Source organism: Mycoplasma sp. 1018B, from assembly GCF_024582675.1.
Taxonomy (GTDB): domain Bacteria; phylum Bacillota_I; class Bacilli_A; order Mycoplasmatales; family Metamycoplasmataceae; genus Mycoplasmopsis.
Genome location: NZ_CP102084.1, coordinates 588,002 through 612,738 on the forward strand (window position 1 = coordinate 588,002; position 24,737 = coordinate 612,738).

General features: G+C 23.0%; 27 protein-coding genes and 1 tRNA gene. 12 read left to right on the top strand and 16 right to left on the bottom strand.

The window, feature by feature from the left end:
* Positions 1-131: 131 nt before the first annotated feature.
* The 4 genes from NPA14_RS02370 to ftsY all read right to left on the bottom strand — a co-directional run bounded on the left by NPA14_RS02370 (position 132) and on the right by ftsY (position 2,800).
* Complete coding sequence (locus NPA14_RS02370; protein ID WP_257075804.1) at positions 132-1,184, bottom strand: hypothetical protein; 1,053 nt, start codon at positions 1,182-1,184, stop codon at positions 132-134.
* Between the two features lie 113 nt (positions 1,185-1,297).
* Entirely contained in the window at positions 1,298-1,450 is a 153-nt protein-coding gene (gene rpmG, locus NPA14_RS02375) for a 50S ribosomal protein L33 (RefSeq protein ID WP_257075806.1), read from the bottom strand.
* A 68-nt stretch (positions 1,451-1,518) separates the two neighbouring features.
* A complete protein-coding gene (locus NPA14_RS02380) occupies positions 1,519-1,758 on the bottom strand; it encodes a hypothetical protein (protein ID WP_257075807.1) in 240 nt (79 codons plus the stop codon).
* A complete protein-coding gene (ftsY, locus tag NPA14_RS02385) occupies positions 1,751-2,800 on the bottom strand; it encodes a signal recognition particle-docking protein FtsY (RefSeq protein ID WP_257075808.1) in 1,050 nt (349 codons plus the stop codon). The genes NPA14_RS02380 and ftsY overlap by 8 nt, the downstream gene beginning before the upstream one ends.
* 231 nt (positions 2,801-3,031) lie before the next feature.
* On the opposite strand from ftsY, the gene metK reads away from it, so the two are divergent.
* The 5 genes from metK to NPA14_RS02410 all read left to right on the top strand — a co-directional run bounded on the left by metK (position 3,032) and on the right by NPA14_RS02410 (position 8,548).
* On the top strand, positions 3,032-4,222 hold the full coding sequence (metK, locus tag NPA14_RS02390) for a methionine adenosyltransferase (protein ID WP_257075809.1): 1,191 nt from the start codon (positions 3,032-3,034) through the stop codon (positions 4,220-4,222).
* Between the two features lie 153 nt (positions 4,223-4,375).
* Positions 4,376-4,945: an elongation factor P gene (gene efp / locus NPA14_RS02395; protein ID WP_257075810.1), complete on the top strand. Its 570-nt coding sequence runs from the start codon at positions 4,376-4,378 to the stop codon at positions 4,943-4,945.
* Complete coding sequence (locus NPA14_RS02400; RefSeq protein WP_257075811.1) at positions 4,946-5,248, top strand: MMB_0454 family protein; 303 nt, start codon at positions 4,946-4,948, stop codon at positions 5,246-5,248. It begins immediately after the preceding gene.
* Between the two features lie 43 nt (positions 5,249-5,291).
* Positions 5,292-5,365, top strand: a tRNA-Trp gene (locus NPA14_RS02405).
* A 186-nt stretch (positions 5,366-5,551) separates the two neighbouring features.
* A complete protein-coding gene (locus NPA14_RS02410; protein WP_257075812.1) occupies positions 5,552-8,548 on the top strand; it encodes an AAA family ATPase in 2,997 nt (998 codons plus the stop codon).
* A gap of 34 nt (positions 8,549-8,582) precedes the next feature.
* Here the strand turns inward: NPA14_RS02410 and NPA14_RS02415 are convergent, their stop codons facing one another.
* The 5 genes from NPA14_RS02415 to NPA14_RS02435 form a co-directional block, all read right to left on the bottom strand.
* Positions 8,583-9,836, bottom strand: coding sequence for a YitT family protein (locus tag NPA14_RS02415; RefSeq protein WP_257075813.1), 1,254 nt, complete (start codon positions 9,834-9,836; stop codon positions 8,583-8,585).
* A 74-nt stretch (positions 9,837-9,910) separates the two neighbouring features.
* Positions 9,911-10,645, bottom strand: coding sequence for a DNA-processing protein DprA (locus NPA14_RS02420; RefSeq protein ID WP_257075814.1), 735 nt, complete (start codon positions 10,643-10,645; stop codon positions 9,911-9,913).
* Between the two features lie 73 nt (positions 10,646-10,718).
* On the bottom strand, positions 10,719-10,979 hold the full coding sequence (rpmA, locus tag NPA14_RS02425; protein ID WP_257075815.1) for a 50S ribosomal protein L27: 261 nt from the start codon (positions 10,977-10,979) through the stop codon (positions 10,719-10,721).
* Positions 10,980-10,986: 7 nt separating this feature from the next.
* Entirely contained in the window at positions 10,987-11,289 is a 303-nt protein-coding gene (rplU, locus tag NPA14_RS02430; RefSeq protein ID WP_257075817.1) for a 50S ribosomal protein L21, read from the bottom strand.
* A gap of 141 nt (positions 11,290-11,430) precedes the next feature.
* A complete protein-coding gene (locus NPA14_RS02435; RefSeq protein WP_257075818.1) occupies positions 11,431-12,333 on the bottom strand; it encodes an SPFH domain-containing protein in 903 nt (300 codons plus the stop codon).
* Between the two features lie 231 nt (positions 12,334-12,564).
* Between NPA14_RS02435 and rpsD the strand changes: the two genes are divergently transcribed.
* From rpsD to NPA14_RS02460, 5 genes are all read left to right on the top strand, one after another.
* Entirely contained in the window at positions 12,565-13,170 is a 606-nt protein-coding gene (gene rpsD, locus NPA14_RS02440; RefSeq protein WP_257075819.1) for a 30S ribosomal protein S4, read from the top strand.
* A gap of 23 nt (positions 13,171-13,193) precedes the next feature.
* Positions 13,194-13,421: a 50S ribosomal protein L31 gene (rpmE, locus tag NPA14_RS02445; protein WP_257075820.1), complete on the top strand. Its 228-nt coding sequence runs from the start codon at positions 13,194-13,196 to the stop codon at positions 13,419-13,421.
* A 76-nt stretch (positions 13,422-13,497) separates the two neighbouring features.
* Positions 13,498-14,502, top strand: coding sequence for a heat-inducible transcriptional repressor HrcA (locus NPA14_RS02450; protein WP_257075821.1), 1,005 nt, complete (start codon positions 13,498-13,500; stop codon positions 14,500-14,502).
* 3 nt (positions 14,503-14,505) lie between these two features.
* A complete protein-coding gene (locus NPA14_RS02455) occupies positions 14,506-15,348 on the top strand; it encodes a nucleotide exchange factor GrpE (protein ID WP_257075822.1) in 843 nt (280 codons plus the stop codon).
* A gap of 58 nt (positions 15,349-15,406) precedes the next feature.
* Positions 15,407-15,646, top strand: a complete 240-nt coding sequence (locus tag NPA14_RS02460) for a hypothetical protein (protein ID WP_257075823.1) — start codon at positions 15,407-15,409, stop codon at positions 15,644-15,646.
* On the opposite strand, the gene NPA14_RS02465 is transcribed toward NPA14_RS02460, so the two are convergent.
* From NPA14_RS02465 to gyrA, 4 genes are all read right to left on the bottom strand, one after another.
* Complete coding sequence (locus tag NPA14_RS02465) at positions 15,643-15,969, bottom strand: hypothetical protein (protein WP_257075824.1); 327 nt, start codon at positions 15,967-15,969, stop codon at positions 15,643-15,645. The two genes, NPA14_RS02460 and NPA14_RS02465, sit on opposite strands and share 4 nt — an antisense overlap.
* Positions 15,938-16,207: a hypothetical protein gene (locus NPA14_RS02470; RefSeq protein WP_257075825.1), complete on the bottom strand. Its 270-nt coding sequence runs from the start codon at positions 16,205-16,207 to the stop codon at positions 15,938-15,940. Before NPA14_RS02470 ends, NPA14_RS02465 begins: the two co-directional genes overlap by 32 nt.
* Positions 16,208-16,357: 150 nt before the next feature.
* Complete coding sequence (locus NPA14_RS02475; RefSeq protein ID WP_257075826.1) at positions 16,358-17,047, bottom strand: hypothetical protein; 690 nt, start codon at positions 17,045-17,047, stop codon at positions 16,358-16,360.
* Positions 17,034-19,658, bottom strand: coding sequence for a DNA gyrase subunit A (gyrA, locus tag NPA14_RS02480; protein WP_257075827.1), 2,625 nt, complete (start codon positions 19,656-19,658; stop codon positions 17,034-17,036). Before gyrA ends, NPA14_RS02475 begins: the two co-directional genes overlap by 14 nt.
* 94 nt (positions 19,659-19,752) lie before the next feature.
* On the opposite strand from gyrA, the gene gltX reads away from it, so the two are divergent.
* Both gltX and NPA14_RS02490 read left to right on the top strand, forming a co-directional pair.
* Positions 19,753-21,147 carry a glutamate--tRNA ligase gene (gene gltX / locus NPA14_RS02485; RefSeq protein WP_257075828.1) on the top strand — a complete coding sequence of 465 codons (1,395 nt, stop codon included), beginning with the start codon at positions 19,753-19,755 and terminating at the stop codon, positions 21,145-21,147.
* On the top strand, positions 21,138-21,536 hold the full coding sequence (locus NPA14_RS02490; protein ID WP_257075829.1) for a hypothetical protein: 399 nt from the start codon (positions 21,138-21,140) through the stop codon (positions 21,534-21,536). The genes gltX and NPA14_RS02490 overlap by 10 nt, the downstream gene beginning before the upstream one ends.
* A gap of 195 nt (positions 21,537-21,731) precedes the next feature.
* On the opposite strand, the gene NPA14_RS02495 is transcribed toward NPA14_RS02490, so the two are convergent.
* Genes NPA14_RS02495 through NPA14_RS02505 form a run of 3 tightly spaced genes read right to left on the bottom strand, consistent with a single transcriptional unit; the run spans position 21,732 to position 24,413 of the window.
* Complete coding sequence (locus NPA14_RS02495; RefSeq protein ID WP_257075830.1) at positions 21,732-22,667, bottom strand: energy-coupling factor transporter transmembrane protein EcfT; 936 nt, start codon at positions 22,665-22,667, stop codon at positions 21,732-21,734.
* Positions 22,660-23,625 carry an energy-coupling factor transporter ATPase gene (locus NPA14_RS02500; protein ID WP_257075831.1) on the bottom strand — a complete coding sequence of 322 codons (966 nt, stop codon included), beginning with the start codon at positions 23,623-23,625 and terminating at the stop codon, positions 22,660-22,662. The genes NPA14_RS02495 and NPA14_RS02500 overlap by 8 nt, the downstream gene beginning before the upstream one ends.
* Entirely contained in the window at positions 23,601-24,413 is an 813-nt protein-coding gene (locus NPA14_RS02505) for an energy-coupling factor transporter ATPase (protein ID WP_257075832.1), read from the bottom strand. The genes NPA14_RS02500 and NPA14_RS02505 overlap by 25 nt, the downstream gene beginning before the upstream one ends.
* Positions 24,414-24,737: the final 324 nt, after the last annotated feature.

A 24,737-nucleotide genomic window follows, 5' to 3' on the forward strand; every position in this document is an offset into this window, starting at 1 on the left:
TAATATAAAGGATATATTTTTTTATAAAATTCTCTTTGTATTTTTATTAAATAATCATTAGTATTTTTAAAATAATTGAAATAGTTTCTAATTCTTTTTTAATTCTAAAATGGAATTCTGAGAATATTTACCTAAAATATAAATTTTTTCAATTTTTTCATTGATGTTTTAAAATAAAGATTTAATTTATAAAAATTTTCTTCTTCTAATAAATTTTTAAATGATAAAAATTTTTCATGATTTTTATTAACTATTTTTAAAATATTTGTAGATTTAGTTATTAAATCATTGATTTTAAAATTTCAATATTTGTTATTTTGAAATATAAAAATTAAATTAAAAATATAACCTAATTTTTTTATAATGATATTTAAAGGTTCTAATATTCAATTACTATTTTTAATCATTAAATATTCGTTATTTAATAATTCGATTTCTTCAATATTTAAATTGCTTTCTTTGATTAATAAAGGTAAAAATTTTTTTATTGATATTTCAATTTTTACTAAATTATTTATTTTATTAGCAAATAGAATAATTCTTTTTTTATTTTCTTCAATGCTATTTGCTACATTGGTTATTTTATTTGTTTGTTTTTGTTCTTCTATAGTTTTTGTTAATTCATAAAGATTATTAAGTTTTTCTTTAACAAATGAATAACTTATATTTAATATATCTTTATTAATTTCTAAATATTTGTTTATGTAATTAAGTATTTCAAAAGATTCATTAGAACCTGTTTCAATTAAATTTCAAGAATCATTGATTATTTTTGTTAAGGATTTATATTCTTCTACAAAATTATCGATTTTAGTTTTAAAAATAAAAAGAGTGCGTTGATTCTTTTGAATTTCAAAAATGTTTATAAATGATATTTTTTTTTGGTTAATTTCTTTTAAATTTTCAAATTCTTCTAAATAATTTATTAAAATTTTATATAAATTTTTTATTTTTTTATGTTTTTCCAAATATCTTGTTTGAGATTTAGAAATGGAATTAAAACGCCTTAGTGTGCTTAAAATATCATTTTCTATATTTTTTAAAGTTTCTTCTAAATCGGTTAATATTTTATTATTTTTTTCATTTTTATATTTTTGAAAAATTAAAAACGATAAATAAATAAATAATAATAACAAAATTAATAAAAAGATGCTTCCCAAACTATAAATAAGATAGTATTTCATAGAATAATTATAATAATTTTATTAATCTTTTATTTATTAAAATAATTCCTTTTAAAATAAAAACTTTAATCTTTGTAACTAAAAAATATAAAAATAAAATCCCTATTGGAATTTTATTTTTTTTCTTTATGATTAGTTTGTTTTCTACATGTAGAACAAAATTTAGAAATTTCTATTTTTTCTGGATTATTCTTTTTATTTTTTTTGCTAATGTAATTTTCATTCTTACATTCAGTACATGCTAATGTAAAACCTTCTCTTGGCATATTAATATCTCCTTTATTTTATTTGTTATTATGGTTAAAGTCAATAATAACAAATTATAACAAATATATTATTTTGAACTAGTTAACTTATTATGTATTTTTCTTAAATTATTTATTGCTTTATGCACACTATCATATGCTGCAGTTCTAGTAGTTGCTGTAATATTTGCTATTTCCATATAAGACAAATTTTCTAAAAAATATAACATAAAAGTTTGTTTTTGTACTTGAGTTAAAAAATGATTATATTTTTCAAAAAGTAAAATTAATTCTTCTCTTTGATCAATATCACTTAATTTATTATTCATAATTATCAATTAATTCTTTTGTAATAGAATAAATAAATTTATCTAAATCAAATTCTTCTAAATCATCTAAACTTTCACCCAAACCAATATATTTTACATTTAAATTAAATTCATCTTTAATTGATAAAACAATTCCCCCCTTACTAGTACCATCCATTTTTGTTAAAATTATTCCTGTTAATTTAGCTATATCATTAAAATGTTTAGCTTGACTAATACCATTTTGACCAGTTGTAGCATCTAAAACTAATAAGCATTCATGAGGAGCTTGAGATTCAAATTTATTAATAATTTGATAAATTTTTTCTAATTCTTTCATTAAATTAATTTTATTTTGTAATCTTCCGGCTGTATCTATTAATAATAAATCATATTTTTCATTTTTGGCTTTTTCTAATGCTTGATAAACTACTGAAGCGGGATCTGCATTTTCTTTTATAGGCTTAACAATATCTGCTCCTACTCGATTTGCTCAAATTTCTAATTGGCTCACAGCACCTGCTCTAAAAGTATCAGCTGCTGCTATAAGAACTTTTTTATTATTTTTAATATATTTGTAAGCCATTTTAGCAATAGAAGTAGTTTTTCCTGAACCATTAACACCTATAAAAACGAAAATATTTAAACGATCATCTTTGTAATTTAAACTTGTATCTACAACGGTTTTATTTGTGTATATAACAAACATTTGATCAGCTATTAATTCTCCAATAATTTTTGGATCAGTTAAATTTCTATTTTGCACTTCTTTTTTTATATGAGCAATAATAGCATAAGTTAGTGAAAAATTAATATCACTCATAATTAAAATTTCTTCTAATTCATCAAAATATTCATGATTTATTTGTTTATATTTGTTTTGTAAATTTAGTAATTTTTGACCTAGTGAATTAGATTTATTTAATGCTATTTGATATTTTTCTAATCTTTTACTTTCTTCTAGTTCTTTTTCTTGTTTTTTATTTAATTCTTGTTCTTTAAGTTTTATATCTTTTGTATCTTTTTTAAAAATTTTTTCCTTTAAAAAGTTAAAAAAACCCATTTTTACCTCTTAATATAATTATTATCATATGAATAATTAATTATAAATAATTATAATTAATAATTTATTTAAAGAAAAAAAGTCTTATATATTATAATGTAATTGATTATTACATATAGAGTTGTGGAGCTTAGTTAGCTATGAAACATGCCAACCTGCATTTGTAAGGTGGATAACAAGGGGAAAATCCTAACATGTAAAACTAACTTGCCTCCTATATAAAGGAGTTTTATGAATGAAAAAATTTTATTTACTAGCGAATCAGTAGGAATGGGACATCCTGATAAACTATGTGATCAAATTTCAGATATTTATCTTGATGCATATTTAAGTGTTGATCCAAATGCGCATGTTGCAATTGAAACTTTGGCTAGCGCTAATTTATTTGTCACTACAGGAGAAATTAAAGTTAATTTTGCTAATAAAAAAATTGAACAGCAAGTTAATAATTCGATTAAATTAAAAATTGAACATTTAATGTATTATTTAGGCTTATACGAATGATTTAAAAAAGTTACTTATCAAGTTAATATTATAAAACAAAGCAGTGACATAAATCAAGGTGTTGAATTAAAAAATGGAACAATTGGTGCAGGCGATCAAGGAATAATGTTTGGTTATGCTACAAACGAAACAGAAGAATTTATGCCTTTAAGCATAATGTTAGCTCATAATTTATTAAAAACTATAGAAAAAGAAAGAGCAGAGCAAAATAATTTATCTGCTATTTCTAAATGGGCTAAAAGTGACATGAAAAGTCAAGTTACAATTGATTATTCAAATAATATTCCTACAGTTGACACAATTCTCTTATCAATTCAACACGATGAAAATTTCAATGAATTAGAATTTAAAAATTATTTAATAGAAAATATAATTAAAAAAGTACTTGCTAAATATAAATTATCTATGCCAGATAAAATTTTAATTAATCCAACTGGTAAATTTGTTATTGGTGGTCCAGAAGGCGACACAGGATTAACCGGCAGAAAAATAATAGTAGATACATACGGAGGTGTAGCACGTCATGGGGGCGGAGCTTTTAGTGGTAAAGATGCCACCAAAGTTGATCGTTCTGCCGCATATGCTGCTAGATGAATAGCTAAAAATCTTGTTGCGGCCAATATATTGCCTAAGGTAGAAATACAAATTTCTTATGCTATTGGAAAGCCTGAACCAACTTCAATTTTTGTGGAAACTTTTAATTATAAAGATAAAAACTACACTAATAAAATACAAAAATGTATTAGAGAATTATTTGATTTAACTCCTGCAGGTATTATAAAATCATTAAATTTAAATAAACCAATTTTTTCTCAAACTGCCGTATTTGGCCATTTTGGCAGAAATGATGATACTTTACCATGAGAAAAATTAAATATGGTTGAAAAAATTAAAAATTTTTTTGAAAAAAATAATTAACTACTAATAAATTTTTATTTAAAAGTAAAATAACAAAAAAGATTTAAAAATAACAAATAATTAAAACAAAAAAAGTAAAATTATTAATATTAAACTAATACAACAATGAAATGGGAACATTAAATTATTAAAATTATAAAAAGGAGAATTAATATGGATGTAATTAATGTAAACACGTTTAAACCAGGAATAACTTTTGAAGATAATAATGAAATTTTTGTTGTTCTAGATGCACAACATTCAAAACAAGGAAGAGGCCAAGCTAATGTTAAAGCTAAGGTAAAAAATTTAAGAACAGGTAGCATCACAATTAAATCATATACAGGTGGAGACAAAGTAAACAAGGCTCATATAGATAAAAGACCAATGAATTACTTATATTCTGATGGTGAAAATATAATTTTAATGGATAATGAAACGTACGAACAAATAGAAATACCATTAAAAAATGTAGAATGAGAAATGAACTTTCTAAAGGAAGGATCAATAGTTAAAATTAGAAAATATAATGAAGAAGTTCTTGATATTGAACTTGATTCTAATGTTACTTTACAAGTTATTGAAGCTCCTGATGCAGTTAAAGGCAACACAACAACCAATCCTCAGAAAAAAGTTAAGGTTGAAACAGGTTATGAATTAGAAACTCCAATGTTTATTAAAGATAATGATTATATTGTCATTTCAACAGAAACAGGTAAATATGTTGGCAAGGGAAATAAATAAATGAATTACGTTACTGTTAACTATTCCATTAATCAATCATATTCAATAGGCGAAAAAACTTTTATTGAAATTGTAAATAAAAGTATTGAAAATATTAATTACATTAAATTAATTTCCGAACCTAGAATTATATTTAATAAAAATAAAGACAATGTCGGCTTTGTTATTGATATAAAAACAAAAAAAGATAAAAATATAAATGATATTATCAATTCTTTCATTGAAGAATTAGAAAAGAAAATAATTTCACTTTTAGGCATCAAACCAGAAAGTATTAAAATCTGCTTTCTTGGAAATTATTAATTTATTACATAACTACTAAATAATATTAATAGTAGTTTATTATGGGGGTTTAGTATAATGGCATTACTGCGGTCTCCAAAACCGTTTATAAGGGTTCGAATCCTTTAACCCCTGCCATATCTTAAATATTTTATGTTTATAAAAACCTGATTTATTCAGGTTTTTATAAACATAAAATTGAACTAATTTTATAATTAAAAAAACTTTAAATTTATATATTCAATATTTAAAGCTCTTATTTTATTTTTAATATATTTTAATATAATAATTATGTTTTTTATTTAATATACACAAAGGGGCAAAATGAAATTAATTAAAGTTGAAGCTCATGGTTTTAAATCATTTGCAGACCCAATATCATTAAAATTTAATGGTGGAGTGGCTGGTATTATTGGCCCTAATGGTTCTGGTAAATCAAATATTAATGATGCAATAAAATGAGTTTTAGGTGAAAGAAGCGCTAAAGAACTTAGAGGAGATAACATGGAAGATGTTATTTTTGCCGGTTCTAAAACTGCTAAAGCAATGGATAAAGCTGAAGTTACTTTAACTTTTGATAATAGTGAAGGTTTAAGTAGTTTACCACATAAAATTATTACTATCAGTAGAGTATTGGAAAGAGGTAATGGTAATAATATTTATTATCTTAATGGAGAAATATGTCGTCAAAGAGATATTAAAGACATAGCTATGGAAACTGGCATTGGTAAATCTTCTTTAGCAATTATTTCTCAAGGAACAGTGAGCGACATAGCAGAAGCTTCTCCTGAAGAAAGAAAAGCTATTTTTGAAGAAGCCGCAGGAGTATCTAAATATAAATTTAGAAAAAAAGAAGCTTTAAGTAAATTAGAAAAAACGCAAATAGGATTAGATCAAATTGCTTTATTAATAAACGAAATCGAAAAAAAACTTATTCCTTTAAGAAAACAAGCAGAAAAGGCTAAGATTTTTATAGAAAAAAAAGAAGCTTTAAAAAAAGTTGAAGTTGGTTTATTAGTAGAAAATATTTCTAATTTTGGTCAATTATATAAACAATTAAATGATGAATTAGAAGGTGTTTTAGAAACTAAAAATGATTTTGAAAACAGAATTGAAAAATTAACTATTAAAATAAATCAAAATCAAACGATTAAAATTGATGAAGAAACAGAATTGAAAAAACTTTCGAATGAATTGAATGAAGTTAATGTTAGATATAATCAAATAAAAATCATTCTTGCTAAACAAGAAGAAGCTCATAAATTAATTGCTAATGGTCAAACTAGGGCTAATACTGATGAACAAATAGCATCATATCGCGCCTTAATTGAAAATCACGGTAATAGATTAAAATCTATTGAAAGAGATATTGCTACTATAGAAGAAAAATTAAATTCTAATGATAAAACTATTGAATCTTTTTATCTAGATATTAATTCTGTGAACATTGATATTACTAAAAAAAGTAATCAATTAACTAAAGTAGAAACACTTTTAGAAAGTTTAAAAAAACAAAAAGAAAATTACAGCTTATTTTCTAAAGGAACTAAAGTAATTTTGGAAAATAAATCCTTTTTTGGTAAAGCATTAAAAGGTACTGTTTCAGAATTAATTAAGGTTGATTTAGAATATGTTCATGCAATAAATGCCATTTTAGGTAATGCTATACAAAATATTGTTGTGGATAAATCAGAAACTGCTGTAAAAGCTGTAAATTTTTTAAAAAATAACAATGGTGGAAGAGCAACTTTTATACCTTTAACTTCAATTCAACCTAAATATGTAAGAGACGATTTAGTTTTAGCTATTCAAGGTCAAAGTGGTTATATAGGCATAGCAAAAGATTTAGTAACTGTAGACCCACAATACGATATTTTAAACAAATTTTTATTAGGTAATGTAATTGTAACTAGTGATATTGAAACTGCTAATTCAATATCTAAAATACTCGAACATCGTTATATGGTAGTTACATTGGATGGTGATATTATAAGAGCTGGCGGTGTAATTACTGGTGGAATGCAACAAAATAATGAAACAATGTTGGGTATAGATAAAAAAATTGAACAGTTAGAATTAGCATTGCCTGCATTAAAAGCTGAAATGCACTCTTTAGAAACAAAACTAAGCGAAATTACTAATAAAAGACATTCTGCATTAGAATTATCTTCACAATTTAAACAACAATTGCATAGTTTAAAAGTTAAAAAAGTAACTGAACAAAGTTTATTTGATGAATTTAACTTAAAATATAAAAATTTAACGAATAAAACAATTGCTTTTGAAAATATTGAATTATCAGCTAGAAGTCAAGAAGCTGATTTAGAGATTTTAGAAAGTCAAATTTTATCCTTGACTGCACAATTTAAAGTAAAATCGGAAACTGTTGATAGATTGTCAAGCGAAATAAAACATTTTACAAATAATAAAGATGATTTACAAGCCAGCTTGAATAAATTAAATAATTCTTTTGCTGATAAAATGACACAAAAAGAACGTTCTAAATTTATTTTAGAACAATCTAGAGATCGCTTAGCTTCAGAATATAAAATGACTTTCGAAAATGCTCAAAATCAGTATTCACTTGAAATAAATAAAGAAGAAGCAGAAGAATTTGTAAAAAATTTAAGGGAAGAAATTGATAAATTAGGTTCTATCAATTTAGATGCTCTAGAAGAATTAGTTCAAGAAGAAGAAAGATATAATCAATTTAGCGAAAATCAAAAAGAATTAAACGCTGCTAAAGAATCTCTTGAAATTGCAATAGCAGAAATGGACAAAATTATTGTTTCTAGATTAAATAATATTATAAATGATGTTAATGAAGAATTTAATAATGTTTTCAATACGATGTTTGGTGGAGGAATTGCAAGATTATTTTTCAATGATCCTAAAAATATTTTGGATTCAGGCGTTGATATAGAAGCTCAACCACCAGGAAAAAATATTAAAAACTTAAAATTATTTTCTGGTGGAGAAAAATCATTAATTGCTATTTCCTTATTATTTGCAATTCTAAAGGCTAGACCATTACCATTATGTATATTAGATGAAGTTGAAGCTGCTCTTGATGAAGCAAATGTAGTTAGATATGCAGAATACTTACAAAAATTAAAACAAAAAACTCAATTTCTTGTTATTACTCATAGACACGGAACTATGAGTAGAGTTGATGCGTTATTTGCTGCAACAATGCAAAATAGAGGAGTTACTACATTTTTTAGTATAGCAATTGATGAGGCTAAAAAATTAGTAGCTGATGAAAAGAAAGATGAAAGTGAGTTGGAAAAAGGAAAATATTCTTTATTTCAACAATCATAAGCTAATAATAAAAAGACACATTTGTGTCTTTTTATTATTCAACAAAACTAGTTTTAAAATTTCCTATTACGCTGTGTACGGGCTTAATTTTAATTCAAACCGAATTGTCAATTCTTTTTAAATCTCTCACTATACTTTTAGTTTCTAATAATAAAACTGTTGTTTCAATTTTATAAATTTCTTTTCCTGTATAACCACTTGTAACTTTACTTATACTATAAGCATGTCAATATTCAATACCTATAAAATAAGCAATAACTTTAGAAGGATCAGAACAAGAAATTTCTATACTCATTTTTTTATATTTAGGATATAAAATTCCAACAATTCCATTAGCAATAAAAATATAAAATATTGTTGAAACTTCTCTCATTCCTATTCATGCTCTTTGAGTAGTTAACATTTGATATGATACTGTTCCATTTGCATCATATATCATTTGTACACCTGGTTTATGTGGATTGATAATGCTGAAAATTACTAAGAAAATTAATGAACTAGTAAAAGAAACTACCATTAAAATACTTGAAACACTCTTTTTCTTTTTAGTGGTAAAATAATAGGCAATAAAATCTGAGCCTCCTGTTGATCCCCCATTTTTTCAAGCAGTAGCTATTGCTATTCCTAAAAGAGCAGAACCAATAATACCATTTATAAAAATTGGTCAAGTATTATGATTTTCTAATTCCATGCGGTTTACTACTATTGTTTCAGTTCATCCGGGAGCAACATTAAATAAATTAACTATAAATTTATTAACTACTTCAATTGTAAGAATTGAATTACTTACAACTTGAAAAATCATAAAACACAAAGAAAGCAGTAAAAAACTTTTTTTGATTTTTAAGTTAATTTTAAAATATGGAAAAATCTTCGTTTTTTTAAATTCTAGTCCAACTATTATAAACAAAGGTATATTAACAATAATATAAATTAAAGCAAAAAGTTTGTCTATGTCTTTTCAATGATTTTTAACAAGAAAAACAATCAATGTTGGTATTCCTGTAAAACCGCTAGGAATGGTGTGCGCTTTTGATAAAAAAGTAATGACACCAAAGTTAAACAATAAAGCAGCTAAAAAAATAAAAAATATTCGCCTTATATAAAGTTTAATATTTTGTTTTCTTACCTCTTTATTTTTGCTATTTAATTTTTTGTAATTGTATTGTGCCATTTCAGTCATATTTATATCAATGTCACAAATTCTATAAGTATTTCATTTATGTTCGTTTTGAACAGCATTATCAATAATATTATTCTTGTTTTTCTTGTTAAAAACATTTTTCATAATTAGTAATTTTATTATAAAAATGAATTTTAATAAAAAAATATCTCAATATTATTTTTAATACTAATTTAATATTAAGAATAATAATAAATATCTGCTAAAGCAGTTATTAAATTAGCTCCAGATTTAATTAAAAAAGTATTACCATCATTCACATTTTCCCCAGGAAAGCAATAGACTTCTTTGCCAATATTTGCAAAACATAATGCTAGATTAATAATTCCTGAATTATTTTTAGCACTAAAAGAAATTAAATAATCTGCTAATAAAGCTATTAATACATTTCTTTCTTTAAAACGAATTAATTTAGGATTAGTTCCTGGAGGATACATGCTTATAATCAATTCATTATCATTTAAAATTAAATCATTATCATAATCAATTCCAGAAGCAAGCGGAAAAATGATATTACCTTTTTGTTTACGTCATTCTTGAATTATAAAAGTATCCAAATTTTTAAAATTGGTAGTAATCAAAGTATGTTTATTAACAATTTTTTTAATATTTCTATTTATATTGAGTTTACAATTATTACTATCAATATCAGCTGTAAGGCATATTTTTTTAGAATTTAAAAGTTCTAAATTACCACGATAAAATAATACATAAGGTGAGTGTTTAATAGATTTTAATTCTTGCGGATAATTTTCATCAAAAACAGTAATATAATCTATGTTTTTATTTTCTAATTCTAATAGAATTTCACTTAATTTATTTTGATCAATTGATTCTTTATTTATCAAAGCATTATAAATATCTTTTATATTGCCTTTATACTTATATGTTAAATATAAAATAATTTCTTTCATATTACAACATTTAATTTTTAAATTTAATAAATTAGAAAATAAACAAAAAATAAAAAAAGAGCCCATTGCTCTTTTAATTTTTTCTTTCATTATATACTGAAGCGTATGTACGATTTCTGCGTTTTTCAAATTTAACATATCCATTGATTAATGAATATAATGTATCATCTTTACCAATACCTACATTTGTACCAGGAAAAATTTTTGTTCCTCTTTGACGAAAAATTATTGATCCTGCTGTACAATATTGACCATCGCCTAATTTAATACCTAATCTTTGGCCGCGACTATCACGACCATTTCTTGTTGAACCACCGGCTTTCGTGTGTGCCATATTTTAATTATCCTTTAATTTCAGTAATTTCTAAACGAGTATAAGGTTGACGATGACCTAATTTTCTTTTATGTGTAGATTTAGGATTATGACGGTAAACAATTATTTTTTTTGCTTTTCCTTGTTTTTTAATGATACCCTTAACAAACGCATTAGCAACATAAGGTTGTCCAATTTTTTCGTTAATTAACAAAACTTTATCAAAAGTAACAATATCTCCTTCATTGCCTTCTATTTTTTCAACAAAGATAGTTTGACCTTCATTTTTGATTAAGATTTGTTTGCCTCCAGTTTCGATTATAGCTGACATATTAGCTTAACCCTCCTGATTAATTTCTCATCCTTGAGGTGATATTATTTAAAATGATTAATATACTTGAACCTCTTTAGAATGGTTACAGAAGTAACAAATACATTATAATAAAAACATTAAATATTATTAATAATATATTTATTTTTTCGATTCAATCAATTCACTTCCTGTTGCTATTATTTTGGTAATTTCTCCTAAATTGGGAGGCAAAATAATTTTAGTTGCATTACCATTTGCTAAAGTTGAAAGTTGTTCTATTGATTTTAATTGCAATATTGCCGGATTAATTTCAACACTATTTAATAATTCCAATGCTTGTTTTTGTCCTTGAGCAAAAAGTATTTCTTTTTCTTTTTGAGCTTGAGCAAGTAGAATTTGATTTTCTTTTTCACCTTGAGCTTCTAAAATCATTTTTTCTTTTATAGCTTCAGCTTTAAGTATTTCACTATGTTTAAGACCTTCTGCTTCCAAGATAGCAGCTCTTTTTTCTCTTTCAGCGCGCATTTGACGAATCATTGCTTCTTGAACTTCTGTTGGTGGCTTAATATTTTGTATTTCAACTCTTTTAACATGAATTCCTCATGCATCACTTTCTTTCTCTAAAATACTTGTTAATTTACCGTTTACAGTTTCTCTTGAAGTTAATGATTCATCCAATTCTAATTCACCAATTAAATTTCTTAAAGTTGTAGCTGTTAAATTTTCAATAGCTAAAATCGGTTTTTCCGCACCATAAGCAAATAATTTAGCATCCATAATTTTAAGAAAAACAACTGTGTCAATTAACATAGTTACATTATCTTTAGTTATTACCAATTGTGCTGGAAAATCAAATACTTTTTCTTTAAAATTTTCTTTTAAAACTACTTTTTCAATAAATGGTCATTTGAAATGAATACCATTTTTAAGAGTTCTATTATATTTTCCTAATCTTTCTATAACTAAAAAGTTTGTTTCTCTTACAATTACTATTGATAAAGCTAAAAATGTTATTAATAATAATAAAATTAAAATGGGTATTAATATAGCTGCAATATTCATTTTATCTCCTTTTTATTTTAAATAAATTATATTGAATAAATTAAAATTTATTTTTTAAAAATTAATATATAATTTTAAAGCATATTATTCACTGACAGCAGAAATTCATAGTTATTTAAAATAAAATTTCTCCTGATTTGATAGTAAGATAGCTGCGATTCTGAAATCATTAAAATTTTATTAACTAATTAGAGAATTTCCTCTTTGCATATTATGCAGAAAGAGAGTAAAATGAGTAGATATACTGGACCTGTTTTTAAAAAATCGCGTCGTTATGGATTTTCTATTTTGGAAACTGGCAAAGAATTTTCAAAAGGAAGAAAAAGAAATTATGCACCAGGCCAACATGGTAATAAACGTGTAAAATTGTCTGATTATGGTCTTCACTTATACGAAAAACAAAAAGTTAAATTTCTTTATGGAATAAGTGAAAAACAAATGCAAAAATATTACAAAAATGCCATAAAAATTAAAGGTGTTGCTGGAACTAATTTATTACAATTACTTGAAAGTCGTTTAGATAATTTAGTTTATCGTGCTGGTTTTGCTTCAACTAGAAGACAAGCAAGACAATTAGTTAATCATGGTCATTTTGAAGTAGACGGACATAAAGCTAATATTCCTTCAATGAAAATTAATTTAAATAGTGTGATTACTTTAAAAGAAAAATCACATAAAAATGCTGAAATTCAAAAAGCATTAGAAACTAGAGTTGCATCTCAATGATTAACAGTAAATAAAGATAAATTCACCATTAAATATGATAGAATGCCTGAAAGAAATGAACTTCACACAGAAATTAAAGAAAATTACATTATCGAATTCTATTCAAAATAGTTTTTAATTAATTAAAGGAAAAAATGAAAAAAGATATTCATCCAACTTATTTTAATGTAGAAGTTTCATGTCAAACATGTGGAAAAAATTTTTCTTTCAAATCAACAAAAAAACAATTTAATGTTGATGTTTGTTCAGGTTGCCACGTTGTTTACACTGGTGATAGAACTAAAACTAAAGCTACTGGAATGATTGATAAATTTAATCAAAGATTTGCAAAAAGCCAACAAAAACAACAAAACAAAAAATAAATAAAAAGATCTAATAAGATCTTTTTATTTAGCACTTATATCTTTTTAATTGCTAAAATTAAGTATAATTTACATTATGTCAAGAAAAAAAGATGATTCAGAAAAAGATTTACTTTTAAAATATGCAATAGAAAGTTACATTGAAACAGGCGAAGCAATTTCATCAAAATTATTAGTAGAAAAATATAAATTAACTATGTCTAGCGCTAAAGTTCGTTATATTTTAAATGAATTAGAACAAAATCAAATGTTAATTAAAAAACATAAATCTAGCGGAAGAATTCCTTCAAATCAAGCTTATTCGTATTATATTAATAATTTAAGTGTTAATAATCAAACAGTGCTTAAAAATAAAATGAAAGATTTATTTGCTAATAGATGAAATAATATTGATAACACACTTGATGAAAGTTCTAATTTTATAAATGAAATTATAGATTTCGCACTTGTAACTTCACAAACTAATGAAACTGATTTACTTAAATCAATTTCATTAGTCCCATTAAGTGAAATTGATGCTACTATTATTCTTGTCGATTCTAATGGAAAAGTATATTCAAAAATATTACATTTAATTAACAAAAATGTAAAAATGAATGATATAAGAATTGCAGTTCGTATTTTTAAAGAACGATTAATTGATACTAGAATAGTAGATTTAAAAACTTCTGTTTGAAATTTAAGAGATATTTTTTCACAATCAATTAAAAATTATGAAGAAGTATTACAAAATTTTGTTGAAAATATATTTAATTTTGAAATAGAACAAAAAAATTATGTATACGGAAAAAATAAATTAATTTTATCAGAAGACATTAATAGAACTAATCTAGTTAAAATATTAGATATTATGGAAAAAAAATCAATATGGCAAACAATTGAAGCTGAAAATAAAGATAATGATGATTCAAATATTAAAATTTTAATTGATAATAATAATACAGCCATTATTAGTAAAAAATTACCATACAATTCTAAAATTAAAGAAATTTCTGCAGTCGGAACTAAAAGAATGAATTATCAAAAAGCTTTAGTTGCTTTACAAGCTCTAGAGGAATTAATTGAGGAGAAAACTAAATAAAATATGACAAGGAATTTTTGAAAAATAGAAGAAAAAGATCAAATTAAATTTAATTTAAATGTGTTTGATAAAAATAATAATTTAATAGATGAATTAACTCAAAAAGATCAAGATATTATTTTAGATCAAAAAAATTCACTACATCAATTGTTATTAAATCATGAGATTTTAAATAAAGAAATAATAATTGATAATATAAAAAATGAAACACAAGAATTAAAATATGTTTTTGAAATAATTGATTTTAAAAAAGCAAATGATCTAAATTGCGAAATTGAAAATAAAAATTTAAAACAAAATTTAGAAATAAAAAATAAAAATGTTGAGGACTTATTACAAAAAGTTAAACATCTAGAATATCAATTAAAACTTGCTATTGAAGATGTTAAAAAAGCTAAAGAATCTAGAATAATTGAGCGTTTTACTATGCCAGAGGAAGAAATAAAAAATATAAAACAATATGCTTTACAACAATTTTTAGAAGAATTTTTAGATCCTTACCTTACTTTGAAAATAGCTATTGAATCAGCATTAAATAATAATGATTTGAGTGTTCAAAACTATGCAAAAGGTTTTACAATGGTTGTTAACCTTATTGATGAAGTGTTAAAAAATAAAGGTCTTTCTATCATTCAACCTTTAATAAATAGTGAATATGACCCTGAAACATCAAAAATAATAGAACAAATTGTAGATAATTCATTGCAAAATAATACTGTTATTAAAATCAAACAAAATGGTTACAAATTATTTGATAGAGTTATAAAACCAGCCTTAGTTATAACTTCTAAAAAAATAATTCATAAAAATAAACAAAATAATAAAAAAAGACAAAAAAATTTATAATTTGTCTTTTTTTATTATTCTTCATATATTTATGACAATTCTTTTTATAAGGAGGCAAATGGACAAATTAAAATTTAAAAAATTAAATAAAGATGAAGAAATAAATATAAACGGTGGATCAATAATAGCAACTGCAACTGCATTAGCACCTATTATTTTTAACGGTATAAATACTATAGCCAGTATTATTAAAATGTTTTCTTCATCCACGGGAGAATATAAAACTAAAGATAATTCATTTAAATGAGATAATAAAGCAAACAAAACTGAAGTCAAAACTTTGTATTACTATTATTAATTTATTATTTTTTTTATTATTTTTTTATATTTTAAATAATTTAATTTTCAATTAAAAATTTGATATTTTTTTTCTTTACACAAATTAAATTTAATATTAATTTTATTAGTTATATAATCGTAAAATAATAATATATTATCATTTTCATTAGTTTGAATATTGGCTAAATAAAATTTATAATTTTCTAATTTATTTATTAATATATAAGATTTAAAATCAATGGATTTTTTATAATTTTCTAATTTATTTATTAATTTTGATTTAAAAATATTTATATCTATATTTTTAAATTTATTTTTTAACAATTGTTTTATAAATTCCATATAAATTTATAACTTGTTTATACTTAAAAAGTAATAAATTATTTCTATTTTTATAAATATTTAACATTCATATTAAACATAAATAAAAATAAAAAATATTATCATATTTTACTGTTGCTGGAAAAGAGTTAACTTTCTTATTATCATAACTAAATAATAAGTTAGAAAAATTAATATTTGAATGTTTATCATAATAATAATTAACATGATAATGATTTAATAATTTAATAATTCTCATATCTGCATCATTAGAAATACAAACAGAATAACTATTTAAATTAAATTTATTTCTTTTAATTCTTCTAATAAAAAATTTAAATATAAAAGTATTATTGTATTTTTATCTAATTTTAAAAATTTTTATTTGTTCTAATAGATAAAGATAAATTTAAATTTTTTCAAATATAAAAATAGCATCATTTACAAAATGTCTATTATGAATAAAAGAATTAATTTTAGCATTATAGTTATTAGTTAAGTTATTAATAATTTCTTTATATTTAGAATTTTTAACAATTAATTTAATTTCTGCTTTATATCTTTCTTTTAAATTTTTAAAATTATTATTTATTATTTCTGATGAAAGAAAATCATTCACTATTGTTTGAAAATCTAGATTAATAATATTAGAAGGCAAATTATTATTAAAATTATTATTAATTTTCGTATCACTAATTAAATCATTATATATATTTTCTAATTTAAAATTAGATTGACAATCAAATTCCACTATTAACAACGAATTATCAGAATCATAATAAATATGTATTAAATTGTTATATTTATTTTTTTCTTTGGTGAAATAAATTAATTCATTAGCTATTAAAAAATCATTTTTTAATTGATATATTTGAAAATATTTTGACAAAAAAATTACAAAATTGTTTACATAATTTTGTATATTTTTTTTATTAAATAAATTTATACTAATCATTATTTCTTTATTATCATGAAAATAATTAATTAACAATTTACTTAATTTGTCTAATGTATTAAACAATGAATATTCATCTAAAGTATTAATTAAAAAAGAATTATTAACATATCTAATGTTTATTTTTTTCTTAATATTGATCATTTTTAATTACTTCAACGGCTTGAATAATTTCTTGATTTTTAAGATTAATTAATTTAACACCTTTAGCTGATCTTCCTGAAATATTTATAGAATCGATATTCATTCTTATGGTTAATCCTCTATTAGTGATTATTAATAATTCGTCACTTATATTGACAAATCTAGCAAAAACAATATTCCCCGCTAATTCTGAATTAATACCTTTTACACCTTTACCGCCACGTTTAATTAATCTAAATTCTTCTTTTTTTGTTAATTTACCAAAACCTTTAGAACCAATTGTTAGAATATAATCTCCTTCATCAGAGGTAGATGATGATACAACAAATTGATTATCAGATAAAGAAATTCCTTTTACACCAATTGAATTTCTACTTACAGGTCTAAAATCTTTTGATTCAAAATTTATTATTTTATCTTCATTGTTAGCTAATAATATTTGAGATGAATTATTTAATATTATTGCTCTTATTAATTCATCTTTTTCATTTAATTTAAATGCCAATTTACCAGTTTGTTTTATTTTTTGATATTCACTTAAATAAGTTTTTTTAATTATTCCCTTTTTAGTAGTAGTAAATAAAAATTGTTTATTCTGATAATTATTAACTGGTAATATAGAAATAATTCTTTCATCATTTTTAACATCTAGAGATGTTATTAAATTAACAAAAGGTATTCCTTTAGATTGCTTACTTAATTCAGGAATTTGATGTGCTCTAATTCTATAAACTTTAGCAAAATTTGAAAATAATAAAAGATCGGTGTGTGTTGATGTAGTAATAATTGTAGATATATCATCGTCCTCATATGTTTTCATAGTATTTTGACCTATTCCACCACGTTTTTGATTTCTATATTCTTCTAAATCAATTCTTTTCACATAACCTTTTGTAGAAGATGTAATTACAATATCTTTTTTAGAAATTAAATCTTCATCTGTTATATTTGAAAGCGAAAATAAATCAATTTTAGTTCTACGTTTATCACTGTATTTATTTTTTATTTCTTCTAATTCGTTTATTATTAAATTAATAAGAGCATCATGATTATTAAGAATAAATTCTATTTGATTAATTTCTTTATTTAATTCATTCATTTCATCATTCATATTTTCAATTGCCAAATTAGTTAAACGACCTAAACGCATATCGACAATAGCTTTAGTTTGTTTTTCAGATAAATTAAATCTAGTTGTTAATTTTAATTGTGCTTCTTGATCATTTTTAGATGATTTTATTATTTTAATAACTTCGTCGATGTTTTCTACTGCTATTTTAAGTCCTTCTAAAATATGTAATTTATCTTTTGCCTTATTAAGATCAAAAGATAATCTTCTAGTAATAACTTCCTCTTGATGATTTAAATATATTTCTAAAACATTTTTTAAATTTAATAATTTAGGAACTCCTTTAACTAAAGCTACAATATTAGCATTGTAATTTACTTGCAAATTAGTTTGTTTGTATAATCTATTAAGAATTATATGAGGATTAAAATTTCTTTTAACATCAATAACTATTCTTATTCCTTCTCTGGATGATTCGTCTCTTAAATCAGAAATGCCTTCAATTGTTTTAGTTTTTACTAGCTCAGCTATTTTTTCAATTATTAAAGTTTTTTTAATTTCATAAGGTATTTCTGTAACAATTATTTTACTTTTACCATTTTGATATTCTTCTATTTTTGCAGTTGATCTTATTGGGATAGATCCTTTTCCTGTCGCATATACATTTTTAATACCCGCGTTACCTAAAATAGTAGCACCAGTTGGAAAATCTGGACCAGGTAAAAATGACATTAATTCATCGACAGTAATATCTTTATTTTTTGCTAAAGCTATTACAGCATCGATTGTTTCTCCTAAATTGTGAGGAGGAATAGATGTTGCCATCCCAACTGCTATTCCAGAACTACCTGAAACTAAAAGATTAGGAAATCTTGCCGGTAAAACACTTGGTTCTAATTCAGAAGCATCATAATTATCAACAAAATTAACTGTATTCTTTTTAATACCATCTAACATTTCATAAGCTAATTTAGACATTCTTGCTTCAGTGTAACGCATCGCTGCGGCTTCATCTCCATCAATTGAACCAAAATTACCATGACCATCAACTAGTGGATATCTCATAGAAAAATCTTGTGCCATTCTAACCATAGCATCATAAACTGAAGAATCGCCATGTGGATGATATTTACCTAAAACATCACCTACAATTCTTGCACTTTTTCTATGGGGAGAATTATGATATATTCCTAATTCATTCATGTCAAATAAAATTCTTCTATGAACTGGTTTTAATCCATCTCTTGCATCTGGTAAGGCTCTTGAAACAATAACGCTCATAGCATATTCTAAAAATGAATTTTTCATTTCCTTATGAACATATATTGGATTAATTCCATCAATTGGTTCTGTAATTATTTGAGATTCTACTTTATATTCTTCTTTATTTTGAGGAATATCTTCTTCCTCTTCTTCAATATTATTTTCTTTTTCTTCTTGTTTGAAAGCTACAAACAATTCATCATCAATTAAAATATCTTCTTCAAAATTTTTCTTTTCTAATTCTTTTTCTTTGTTGTCATCAAAAGGATAAAAAAACATATATACCTCATTTAAAAAATTTAATAAAATTTTACCATATTTTTAATCTTAAATATATACTTATATTAATATAAATATTAATATAAGGAATTATATGAAAAAAGTTAGAACACGTTACGCACCTAGTCCAACTGGATATTTACATATTGGCGGAGCAAGAACTGCTTTATTTTGTTATTTATTTGCCAAACATTTCGAAGGTGACTTTATTTTTCGCTTGGAAGATACTGATATAAAAAGAAATGTTGAAAAAGGTGAAGAAAGTCAACTGAAAAATTTAGAATGATTAGGTATTATACCTGATGAAAGTCCCCTTAATCCTAATCCAAAATACGGTAAATACAGACAAAGTGAGAAAATAAAAAGATATCAAGAAATTGCACAATATCTATTAGATAAAGGTTATGCATATAAAGCATATGATACCACTGAAGAATTAGAAAAACAAAAACTGGAATCTCAAGCAAAAGGTATAATTTCATTCAAATATGATAAAAATTGATTAAAAATATCTGAAACTGAAAAAATGAATAGAGATAAAAAGGGAGAATATTCTATAAGATTTTCAATGCCTAAAAATAAGGAATATCAATGAAATGATTTAGTAAGAGGATTAATTAAATTTGAAAGTGCGAGTATTGGTGACTGAGTTATATTAAAAAGTGATAAGTATCCTACTTATAATTTTGCTGTTGTTATTGATGATTTTGATATGCAAATTACTCATATATTAAGAGGAGAAGAACATATAACTAACACACCTAAACAATTAGCTATTTATGATGCCTTAAATTGAACACCACCAACTTTTGGTCATTTAACTGTTATTACTAATATGGAAGGCAAAAAATTATCTAAAAGAGATTTAACTTTAAAACAATTTATTGAAGATTATAAAAATGAAGGTTATATACCTGAAGCTATATTTAATTTTTTAACTTTACTTGGATGAACAGACATACAATCTAGAGAAATTATGTCTCATCAAGAAATAATTAAAGCATTTGACCCAAACAGACTAAGTAAAAGTCCGTCTAAATTTGATATAAAAAAAATGCAATGATTTAGCAAACAATATTTAAAAAATATGTCAAATAGTAAATTATTAGAAATAATAAATCTTGAAGAAAATAATTGAAACAAATTGTTTCTTAATACTTATAAAGAAAGTGTCTATAATATTGAACAATTAAAAAAATGTTTAGAACAATACCAAAAACCATTAAAAGAATTTAATTTTAAATTTTCTCAAGAAGAATTAAATATTATAACTTTATTTAAAACAAAATTATATAATAGTGAATTTACAATCGAAAATCTAAACAATATAATAAATCAAATTTCTTTTGAAACTAATAAAAAAGGCAAGGCATTATTTTTACCTATAAGATTAGCAACAACATACACTGAGCATGGCCCAGAATTAGCAAAAGCTATTTATTTATTCGGTGAAAATTTAATTAAAGAAAGATTAAATAAATGAAAATAAATTTTTCTTCTATAACTGATCATTCTAATGAAACAACAAAATTAGAACCTATAAAAATTAATTTTGATGTTGAAACAGAATATAATGTAAGTATAGAAAATAATGAAACAAATTATATTTATTCTTTTATTGAACCACAAAATCAAATAAAAAGTTATATAAAAATAAATAAAAATAAAATAAATATTATAACTGGTGATTATACTTTAATAATCGTTCTTAATGAAGAATATATTAATAAAATAAATATAAATAATACATATTTTCCTTTAATTAGTTATGGTACAGAAATTATAATTTCAGAAAATTTGAAAACTTTTAGTTATAAATTATATAACTCAACAGATGTACTAATCGGAACTTTTAAAATAACAATTGAAAATAAATAAAAAGTAGAAATTATATTCTACTTTTTATTTATTTTCAATTGTTTGTTGTTTTCTTAAAGCTCTAGCTTGTTCTAATTTTAATTTGTGTTTTCTTTTTAATGCTCTTTCTTTATTTTTTCTTCTTGTTATTTTTCTCATATTTTCCTTTTTTTAATTTCAATAGAATTAATTATATCATTTTATGTAATTAAAAATTTAATAAATTTTCGTATTTGTGTATCAAAAAGGCAAATCAAAAAATTGTAAATTATATTTAGATAATTGTGTAATTATAATAAAACTTATCAATAGTATTATAAAAATAAAAATTAAATAATCTTTTCAATTTCATACAAGTTTACGATATCTTGTACGTTTAGAATATGGATCATAACCTCTTGTTTCCATTGCATTTGATAAATCTTCCGCCTTTGCGAATGAAGTTACAAATAAAGGAATAATTAATGTAGTAAGAGATTTTGCTTTTTCAAAAAATTTTCCATTTTTTAAATCAATACCTCTACTTGCTTGTGCTTTAGATATTCTTTGTGCTTCTTCAAGTAATGTGGGTATAAATCTTAAAGATATTGATATTATTATGGCTATTATATGTGTAGGAACAAAAAATAATTTAAAAGGTAATAATAAATCTTCTATTGCTTTAGTTAATAAAACAGGTTTAGTGGTCATAACCAAAATAGTTGTTGTTAAAATCATTATATAGATTCTTAATATTAAAGCAATAGTTCTTGAAACTTGCGGCCAAGTTAAACCATATTCAGCGTTTGTGCTTTTATAAAGCCTTAATCAAATAAATCCAGGATTTTCTACATAAATATTATCAAGAGTTAATGTTGAAGAATCCCCAATTATAGTAGTAGTTTGAATTTTCATTGTGTAAATATTAACAAAATAAAGTATTAAACCAACAACTAAGGGCATTTTCATTAATCTAAAAATACCTATAATGCTTTTTGTGGAAATAATATAAGCTAAAACTATAGGTAATAAAATAATTAATAAACTAATTAAATAATCAGTAAAAAAAACAGTTATTATTAACATTAAGTTAATTATAAGTTTAAGTCTTGAATCTAATTTGTGAATAAAACTGTTTACTGCTAAATATCTGCCTATTGTAAAATTACCCATTTTTGTTCCTTTTTAAAATTTTATTTAAATAGGTAGCTAATTCTTCTATTGATTTAATTTTGGGAATAGAAATTCCTTTTGCTTCTAATTTATTTGTAAAATCCAAAATTTTAGGTGGTTCTAAATCATTTTCGTATAAAAATTTTGTATCTTTAAGAACTGAATATGTTTCACCATCTTTAATAATTTTACCATTTTTAAAAATTATAGTTCTTTGTGTTTCTTCTAATATATTATCTAGATCATGCGTAACAATTATTATAGTTTTGCCTAATTGATGTAATTTTTTAAATATGCTTAAAATTTCTTTTACACCAACAGGATCTAATCCTGCTGTTGGTTCATCAGCAACTAAAATATCTGGTTCCATTGCTAAAATACCAGCTAAAGCAACTCTTCTTTTTTGACCTCCTGATAAATCAAAAGGAGATTTTTTTAAATATGTATCATCTAAACCAACTAAATTTAAATATTTTTTTGCTCTTAATTTAGCTTCTTCTTTCGATACACCAAAAGATCTAGGGCCGAACATTATATCTTTTTCAATAGTTTCTTCAAATAATTGATATTCCGCAAATTGAAATATAACTCCAATTCGTTGTCTAATATCTTTTGCTTTTGGAAATTTTTTTCTTCAATTATTTTTTAAAATGGTTAAATCATTAAATTTTTCATTTATTTTAATTTTTTTAATTTTAATTTGGCCTTTTTTATTTTTAAATTGATGATTAACTTTAACAATTCTTGAATTTAAATAATTTCATTCTATACTACCATTAGTAGGTATTAATAAACCATTTAAATGTTCAACAAAAGTTGTTTTACCTGATCCAGTTTGACCAATAATGCCTATATATTCACCTTGATTAATATCAAGCGATATATTATTTATTGCCTTAAAAGCTATTGGCGTTTTTGCTAGAAAAATATGTTCTAAATTTCTGATTTTAATTTGCATATTTGTTCAATTAGTTCCTCTTCGTTATATGTAGCTTTAATATTATGTATTTTTTGACTAAGTTTATAAATAAATGGTGAATCAATTTTTGCAATATTAATAATTTTTTTATTATTCAAAATATCTTTAGGACTCCCAGAGGCAATAACTTGTCCTTTTGCAAAAACTATACATTTATCAGCTAATATTGCTTCATCCATATCATGAGTTATAGAAATTAAAGTTTTATCTCGTTTATATTGAATTTCACGAATAATATTAAGAACTTGTCTCTTACCTTTTGGATCAAGCATAGAAGTTACTTCATCAAAAATAATTATTTCAGGATCTAAAGCTAAAACGGATGCTATAGCCACTCTTTGTTTTTGACCGCCAGATAAAAATTGTGGTTCTCTACTTAAATAATTTTTCATTTCAACTCTATCGGCTAAGTATTCAATTATTGGTTTCATATCTTTTGGATCAATTTGTGCATTTTCCAATCCAAAAGCAATATCATCTTCAACTGTAGCACCAATAAATTGATTATCTGGATTTTGAAATATTATACCAATTTTTTTTCTAATTTTTTTTATTGTACTCGCATTAATAACTATATTATCAATTTCTATACTACCAGATTGAGGTTTATATAAAGCAACTAATAATTTACTAAAAGTACTTTTGCCAGATCCGTTATGTCCTAATATTGCTACATATTCGCCTTTTTTAATTTCAAGATTTAATCCATTTAAAGCATTTATATTTGCTTCCGAATATTTAAAAACTAAATCAGTTATTTTTATCATAAAAATTATTATAAAACATAAATAACATATTTATAAAATTTAAAATTAAATAATTTTAATTAATATTAATAAATAAACTAATTATGAGAAAAAAGACGGAAAAAAATAATTCTTAAGTTTTTATAATTAAAACAAATAAATGGAGTTAAAATGAATTATTGAATAATTACAAAAACAAAAGAAAATATTAAATTACATTTGTCATTATTGAAAAAAAGAATAAAAAAATACTCTCTTATTTAGAAGAGAGTATTTTTTTATTCTTTGAAAACTGAATAGTGTTTTTTAAAAGATTTAATAAAATGTCACATACACAAAACATTT